The 7,582-nt window shown below is 52.6% G+C and carries 6 protein-coding genes and 1 pseudogene; 2 read left to right on the top strand and 5 right to left on the bottom strand.

The window, feature by feature from the left end; genetic code table 11:
• Both CJF39_RS23095 and CJF39_RS20865 read left to right on the top strand, forming a co-directional pair.
• On the top strand, window positions 1-1,185 hold a 1,185-nt coding region (locus tag CJF39_RS23095; protein ID WP_170942712.1), incomplete at its 5' end, for a hypothetical protein.
• A 97-nt stretch (window positions 1,186-1,282) separates the two neighbouring features.
• Complete coding sequence (locus CJF39_RS20865; RefSeq protein ID WP_094988638.1) at window positions 1,283-1,525, top strand: hypothetical protein; 243 nt, start codon at window positions 1,283-1,285, stop codon at window positions 1,523-1,525.
• Between the two features lie 143 nt (window positions 1,526-1,668).
• Here the strand turns inward: CJF39_RS20865 and CJF39_RS20860 are convergent.
• The 5 genes and pseudogenes from CJF39_RS20860 to dnaN form a co-directional block, all read right to left on the bottom strand.
• Window positions 1,669-1,815 (bottom strand): annotated as a pseudogene (locus CJF39_RS20860) (IS5/IS1182 family transposase); the annotation flags it as partial.
• A gap of 106 nt (window positions 1,816-1,921) precedes the next feature.
• A complete protein-coding gene (locus CJF39_RS20855; protein WP_094995130.1) occupies window positions 1,922-2,230 on the bottom strand; it encodes a hypothetical protein in 309 nt (102 codons plus the stop codon).
• A 662-nt stretch (window positions 2,231-2,892) separates the two neighbouring features.
• Window positions 2,893-5,310, bottom strand: coding sequence for a DNA topoisomerase (ATP-hydrolyzing) subunit B (gene gyrB, locus CJF39_RS20850; protein WP_094995133.1), 2,418 nt, complete (start codon window positions 5,308-5,310; stop codon window positions 2,893-2,895).
• A gap of 5 nt (window positions 5,311-5,315) precedes the next feature.
• Window positions 5,316-6,419 carry a DNA replication/repair protein RecF gene (recF, locus tag CJF39_RS20845; protein ID WP_094995129.1) on the bottom strand — a complete coding sequence of 368 codons (1,104 nt, stop codon included), beginning with the start codon at window positions 6,417-6,419 and terminating at the stop codon, window positions 5,316-5,318.
• 21 nt (window positions 6,420-6,440) lie between these two features.
• Complete coding sequence (gene dnaN / locus CJF39_RS20840) at window positions 6,441-7,544, bottom strand: DNA polymerase III subunit beta (RefSeq protein WP_047278985.1); 1,104 nt, start codon at window positions 7,542-7,544, stop codon at window positions 6,441-6,443.
• Window positions 7,545-7,582 lie beyond the last annotated feature (38 nt).

The raw sequence follows: 7,582 nt of genomic DNA, 5'->3' as shown, positions 1-7,582 counted from the left end.
CATCTTGGCCTCCTGGCTTTAATGGCGGTGTATTTTACAGAAAATCGTATTTCTTGGGTTTACGTACAGAGCCTAGCACGGAAGACATTTGTTCTCCCCAATAACTCAGGAGTATTGGCGTTCGCAGGGTCGTGCACACCCGCTATTCATTTCCTCGACAATCTGTCCGAAGCATTTCGTAATAAGTATCAATATGACGAGTGCGCGAGAGTTGATAAAGAGCTGATAGATCGTGTCTTAAAACACTCACCGCGAGCAGGAGAGTTTTGGCTGCTAGGGGTCTTAATTGATGCGTCCGGCCATCGCACCCCCTATACACATAATTCGGTCAAGCGAATCGACACCCAGTTCTTTGGCGTCTGCTATGCAGCAGGAAGTGGGGCAGAGCTTGTTGGACAACTTATTGAGAGGGAGGACCACCGACTTCAGGGTGTGAAGACAGCTTCTGGGGCCGCGCTTTGGAGGACAACCGAGTACCTGGCTGAGAGCATCTCCTGCGAAATGCTCTATCGAGAAAGTGACTACCTAAACGGACTGGCGGTGAACTCACCGATCAGCGTTGGCTGCGGTGGTTTCTACGAGTGGTACAAAGTGCTGCCGCAGGGGGTCAAACCAATGAAATCCAGAGTAGATATTCATGTATCACTGCTCGACAAACAAAAACTGGTAATTACGCGAATTTATTTTTGCGAACAAATGCAAAACCCTAAGTTACGGCTCGTTGATTCAGCATTGCCGTCGCAAGATTATTATTTGTCGATCTTTAATTTGGGGCTCAAGCCTTGCGAAATCCCCATGGAGATGGAACTGACCGAATGGATGACAATTGTTCCTGAGGAAACTGTCGGAGTCCTGGTGCGTTCCTTTTTTAATAGCGACGGTATTGAAGTAGGTGCCACAGCACGCCAACTATCCGCAAGCGTATCTCCTAAGTCTGCAAAGCATCTGTTTGGTGAACCTCTCGATGTAGCTCGCGTTCGGCTTATTGTCTATTCTGGTGGGGTCGCGACCCTGAGCGCCGTGACCTCCTCGGCTGGAGAGCTGCCAAGCGCTCGCGTATTGGAAGTCAATGGCCGTGTCGCACTCGCATTAAACCAGACGACTATTACTGCGTTGTTGGAAGCGGCGTCACGTCTGTCGAATATCAATGATGAATGCGTCGATACGGATAAAGCTGCTGTTTAGATAGGCAGCATCTGGCCCTCACCAACCCTGCTGACGGGGCTCGAACTAAAGTTTTTTAATAGAGCCGAAAACTACTTTCTACCGAGGAAATTATTCAGTGGTTCGAGAGACTATTCGCATTACGATCAAACGTGGACTTTCAGCTGTTGCCGCAATGCTCAGCTTGGTTTCTGGAATGTTCTGGCATATTTCTGCCAAGCAACAGATGGACGCACTTGATGCATCGGCTGAGGCTGCCCGAAAGCTCACTGAACTTTCTATTCAATTTAACGTTTGGGCAGCGTACATGGCCGTAATTACCGGTATTTGTTTAGCCTGCGCTCTTTATTTTGAGGACTAACCTAACCAACTACACCTAGGGATGCTCCGATCAACTTGCTGCGCGGCGGCGGCAAGTCGTAATTTGCACGGCACGCAGCGCTATTTGCTCAAAACGACCTGATGCAGTGTTCATCGAGGGCGTTTTTCGCCCGGTTTTCCATGTTAAGCGCGCAACTCGCCCATACCCATCAGTTGTTTTCGAGCCATCCACAGGTTCGACAGGGCGAACAATGTGGTCAACTGAGCCGTGTTTTTCATCAGCCCACGAAAGCGCACTTTCACGTACCCAAATTGGCATTTGATCACCCGTGTTGATGCTGACCTCGGATTGACCCAGGTACCGACGCAAGACTGCCCTATCTCCAAAACTGCAAAAGTCGAGCACAGACAATGATTCACGAGGAGTCAGACTGGGTCAGTAAAATCTCGGCAGCTGGGTCAACTCAGCGTCGGCGCCAACAGGCTTAACCTCGAACCACTGCTCCGTTCCGTCGTGCAGCACTGCCCGGACGTCAGGGTAGTAGATGGCGCTGTACCCACCCATTTCGAAGGTTTCTTTGCTCGGCTGAACTTCGTATCGAAACACCTGAGGCGACAGCTCAAGAAGACTCAAAAAATACCCCTCAAGCTGGGATTCCCAAGGAATGGATTTGCCATTTTTCAGTGAGGGGAAAAAGCCCCGGAAGTGGCAGGATCTGCGGGTTACAACATTTCTTACGGCCATGACATTTCTCCAGGTCGAACGAGTCCTTGACGCAGAAAAATGCATGCGCCAGCGGACTCATGGAGGCTATTCAACAGGCAACACTGTGCCCTCGAGACGCCTCGATAAGGTCGAAAAATTGGGGAGAGTTGACATGCGCCGAAAAAAGGCAGAAATTACGAGCACCACACAAGTAATTCCTGCTTCATCTAGGCGCGGTCATCCTCCCAAGGTTGATCGCGTTTTTACATTCTGGCTTCCTCTTTCTGCATTTAGAATCCTTATACGCTAGCTCTGGCGCACATTACGTCAAACAATAAATTAGCCCCACCTCATGCATTCATAGCTAATTTTTGACTAACGATATTAAGCCAGGCGTTGACTACTGACAATTCCTTTATAGCTATATGAGCAAATAAAGCTGGATCTTATAGTTCCGTGTTATATGTGAAAAACTTCTATAAAATTTCATTTATATCGAGTTAGCGAATAACGTTTTCAATAAGGCTATTTCTCTAAATTTATTATAAAAATATGCATCCTTTATAACACTGAATCGCTTATCCAAAATTCTTCAAACAAGAGACACAAAAAAGCCAACGCTACATAGCGTTGGCTTTTTTGTGTTGCACAGTTCAACTATTTGTAAGAATTCTCATTTATTTTGAGAACCTACAGCCGCATCAGAAGTCCAGGTTGGACACTGCCAATGCGTTGCTCTCGATGAACTCACGACGAGGTTCTACGGCATCGCCCATCAAGGTATTGAAGATCTGATCGGCGCCGATCGCATCTTCAATAGTGACCTTCAACATGCGACGCACGCTTGGGTCCATTGTGGTTTCCCAGAGCTGATCGGGGTTCATTTCACCCAGACCTTTGTAGCGCTGAATGGTGTGACGCTTGGTGCTTTCAGCCATCAACCAGTCCAGTGCTTCCTTGAACTCGGTGACTTGCTTGCGGCGTTCGCCACGCTGAATGTAGGCACCCTCATCCAGCAAAGTACTCAGTTGCGCACCAAGGGTCACAACGGTTTTGTAGTCGTTGCTGCCGAAGAAATCACGGTTGAAGGTGATGAACGTCGAGTGGCCGTGGGAAATCAGTTCGACTTCCGGCAGCCATACGTTGCGCTCTGTGTCTTCGCGCAGGCTGGCCTTGTACACCAGGCCCGATTTCTCAACCAGACGCAGACGCTCTTCAAACTTGGCCATCCACGCCTGCATGGCTGCGTGGTCACCCAGTTGCTCAAGCGAAACAGCCGGCAGGTAGATGAAGTGCTCGGTCAGCTCCTGAGGGTACAGGCGCGAGAGACGCTTGAGGGTTTTCATCACCATGCGGAAATCGTAGACCAAACGCTCCAGCGCTTCGCCAGAGATGCCCGGGGCGTCTTCGTTCAAGTGCAGACTGGCGTCTTCAAGGGCCGACTGCGTCATGTACTCTTCCATGGCGTCGTCGTCTTTGATGTATTGCTCTTGCTTGCCCTTTTTCACTTTGTACAACGGCGGCTGAGCGATGTAGATGTAGCCACGCTCGATCAGCTCCGGCAACTGACGGAAGAAGAAGGTCAGCAACAGGGTACGGATGTGCGAACCGTCGACGTCAGCATCGGTCATGATGATGATGTTGTGATAACGCAGTTTGTCGATGTTGTATTCTTCGCGGCCAATACCGCAGCCCAGCGCTGTGATCAAGGTGCCAACTTCTTGCGAAGAAATCATCTTGTCGAAGCGGGCTTTCTCAACGTTGAGAATTTTACCTTTCAACGGCAGGATCGCTTGGGTACGGCGGTTACGTCCCTGCTTGGCGGAGCCGCCAGCAGAGTCACCTTCCACCAGGTACAGTTCGGACAGCGCCGGGTCTTTTTCTTGGCAGTCAGCCAGCTTGCCAGGTAAGCCTGCGATATCCAGCGCGCCTTTACGGCGGGTCATTTCACGGGCTTTACGGGCCGCTTCACGGGCACGCGCGGCGTCGATCATCTTGCCGACAACCAACTTGGCTTCGTTCGGGTTTTCCAACAGGAAGTCCGAGAAGTACTTGCCCATTTCCTGTTCAACAGCGGTCTTCACTTCGGAAGACACCAGCTTGTCTTTAGTCTGGGAGCTGAACTTCGGATCTGGCACTTTCACCGAAATAATCGCAGTCAACCCTTCACGGGCATCATCGCCAGTGGTGGCGACCTTGTGCTTCTTGGCCAAACCTTCGGCTTCGATGTACGTGTTGAGGTTACGCGTCAAGGCAGAGCGGAAGCCCACCAAGTGCGTACCGCCATCGCGCTGCGGAATGTTGTTGGTGAAGCACAGCAGATTTTCGTTGAAGCTGTCGTTCCACTGCAGAGCGATCTCTACGCCGATACCGTCTTCACGTTGTACGTTGAAGTGGAACACCTGGTTGACTGGCGTCTTGTTGGTGTTCAAGTAGTCAACGAATGCACGCAGGCCACCTTCGTACTTGAAGAGCTCTTCCTTGCCACTGCGCTCATCCTTAAGGACGATACCAACACCGGAGTTCAGGAAGGACAGTTCGCGAATACGCTTGGCCAGAATGTCCCAGCTAAAGTGAATATTCTTGAAGGTTTCTGCAGACGGTTTGAAATGGATCTGGGTACCGGTGGTTTCGCTTTCGCCCACGATCGCCATCGGTGCCTGAGGCACACCGTGGACATAAGTCTGTTCCCAGATCTTGCCGCTGCGGCGTACGGTCAGCACTAGAATTTCGGACAGGGCGTTAACAACCGACACACCTACACCGTGCAGACCGCCGGAAACTTTATAGGAGTTGTCGTCGAATTTACCGCCAGCGTGCAGCACCGTCATGATGACTTCAGCTGCGGAAACGCCTTCTTCTTTGTGCACATCAACCGGAATGCCACGACCGTTGTCGCGAACGGTGATGGATTCATCCGGATGAATGATGATGGTGATGTCGTCGCAATGGCCAGCCAGTGCTTCGTCGATGGAGTTATCGACCACCTCGAACACCATGTGGTGCAGACCGCTGCCATCGTCGGTGTCACCAATGTACATACCGGGACGTTTGCGTACGGCATCCAGGCCTTTCAGCACTTTAATGCTCGTTGAGTCGTACGTATTTTCTTCGCTCAATGCCTTCACTCCCGATGGTCGTGGGTCTGGGTGATACAGCCCTGTTCCACGTGGAACAGAGCAACTGGCGTTTCCGTCTGCCAGCCTTCCCTCAATAATTCGTGATCTACACAGGTGATAAACACCTGGCAGCGTAAGTCTTCCAACAAGCGACACAGTGCGTGGCGATGTTGCTCGTCGAGTTCAGACGGCAAATCATCCACCAGATAAATACATTGGCCGCGCCGTGCCTGGCTGACCAAATGCCCCTGAGCAATCCGTAAGGCGCAGACCACTAACTTTTGCTGTCCACGCGAAAGGATTTCTGCGGCATTGTGTCCGCCCAGCTTCAGACGTAAATCAGCACGTTGCGGTCCCGCCTGGGTATGACCCATTTGCTGATCGCGGTGGACGGACCCGGCGAGCACTGCGCTCAGCTCACGGTCTTTGTCCCACCCACGGTAATAACTCAGCGTTAACCCTTCGAGCTCCAACAATTCGCTCAGGGTTTGCTCAAAGACTGGTTTCAAGGCTTTGATGTAGGCGCGTCGGTATTCATCGATTTCATCACTGGCCAGGCACAGTTCCCGGTCCCAGGCCGCTTGTGAAACGGCGTCGAGTGTACCATGCCGCAGCCATGAGTTCCGCTGCCGCAGGGCCTTCTGTAGCCGCTGCCAGGTCGACATGAAGCGCGGTTCGACGTGGAACACGCCCCAATCCAGAAACTGCCTACGGATCTTAGGTGCGCCTTCCAATAGACGAAAGCTGTCCGGGTTGATCAATTGCAGCGGTAATATTTCTGCCAGTTGCGCAGCACTGCGCGCATTCTGACCATCGATGCGAATCTGAAACTCCCCCTGCCGGTCCCGTGAAATACCCAGCGCACTGTGCCCGCCTTCAGCCAACTCAACCTGACCGAACACGGTGCACGTCTGTTGTTCATGCTGAATAACGGGGTTTAGCCGCACGCTACGAAACGAACGGGCCAGCCCCAGCAAGTGGATAGCTTCCAGCACACTGGTTTTTCCGCTGCCGTTGGCGCCGTACAAGATATTGATGCGGGGGGAGGGGGAGAACGTCACCGGGTGCAGGTTACGCACCGCGGTGACTGTGACACGACTGAGGGACATCTAGCGCAGGCTGTGCATAAGTTACAGGCGCATCGGCATGACAACGTAGGCCGAGTCGTCGTTGTCCGACTCTTGCACCAGCGCACTGCTGTTAGAGTCCGACAGGATCAGACGCACTTGCTCAGTGGTCATTACGCCCAATACGTCCAACAGATAGCTCACATTGAAGCCGATCTCCAACGAACCACCGTTGTAGTCAACACCCACTTCTTCTTCCGCTTCTTCCTGTTCCGGGTTGTTGGCCTGGATTTTCAGCTGACCATTAGCCAGCTGTAGACGGATACCGCGGTATTTCTCGTTGGACAGAATCGCCGTGCGGCTGAACGCTTCACGCAGCGCCTGACGATCACCGATGACGGTTTTGTCGCCACCTTTAGGCAGCACGCGCTCGTAGTCCGGGAATTTGCCGTCTACCAGTTTGGAGGTGAAGGTGAATTCGCCTGTTGTTGCGCGGATGTGATGAGCCCCCAACACAATGCTGACTTCACCATCCGGCTCTGTCAGCAGGCGAGCCAGCTCCAGGATACCCTTACGCGGCACAATGACCTGGTGACGATCCGGCTGACCGATATCGGCTTTCATCGAACACATGGCCAGACGGTGACCATCGGTGGCGACGGCACGGATGATCCCGGCCGAAACTTCGAGCAACATACCGTTGAGGTAGTAGCGCACGTCTTGCTGCGCCATAGCGAAGCTGGTGCGCTCGATCAAGCGACGCAGCTTGCTCTGCTGCAGGTTGCACGTCAGTGAGCCTGGGCCTTCTTCGACGGTCGGGAAGTCATTGGCAGGCAGTGTAGACAGCGTAAAGCGGCTACGCCCGGCTTTGACCACCAGCTTTTGATCATCAAGCTTGATGTCGATCAGCGCATCGTTGGGCAAACTTTTGCAGATATCCATCAGCTTGCGCGCAGGTACGGTGATTTCGCCGGGCTCGGCCGGCTCTTCCAATTGCACGCGACCAACCAGCTCGACTTCCAGGTCGGTACCGGTCAGCGACAGTTGCTGGCCTTCGACAACCAACAGCACGTTGGACAATACCGGCAAGGTCTGGCGGCGTTCAACAACGCCTGCGACCAGTTGCAGGGGTTTCAACAGGGCTTCGCGTTGAATGGTGAAATGCATGGTCTAGTCCCTTGCCTTAATAAGCTGCGCTGGTGTCA

This window comes from Pseudomonas lundensis, from assembly GCF_002269125.1.
GTDB lineage: Bacteria > Pseudomonadota > Gammaproteobacteria > Pseudomonadales > Pseudomonadaceae > Aquipseudomonas > Aquipseudomonas lundensis_A.
This window is presented reverse-complemented; position numbering and strand designations above follow the sequence as displayed.

What these genes read in the sequence shown, in the direction of transcription:
- CJF39_RS20855 (WP_094995130.1), bottom strand. Translation starts at nt 2,230, where the DNA reads ATGGCCGTAAGAAATGTTGTAACCCGCAGATCCTGCCACTTCCGGGGC.
- recF (WP_094995129.1), bottom strand. Translation starts at nt 6,419, where the DNA reads ATGTCCCTCAGTCGTGTCACAGTCACCGCGGTGCGTAACCTGCACCCG.
- dnaN (WP_047278985.1), bottom strand. Translation starts at nt 7,544, where the DNA reads ATGCATTTCACCATTCAACGCGAAGCCCTGTTGAAACCCCTGCAACTG.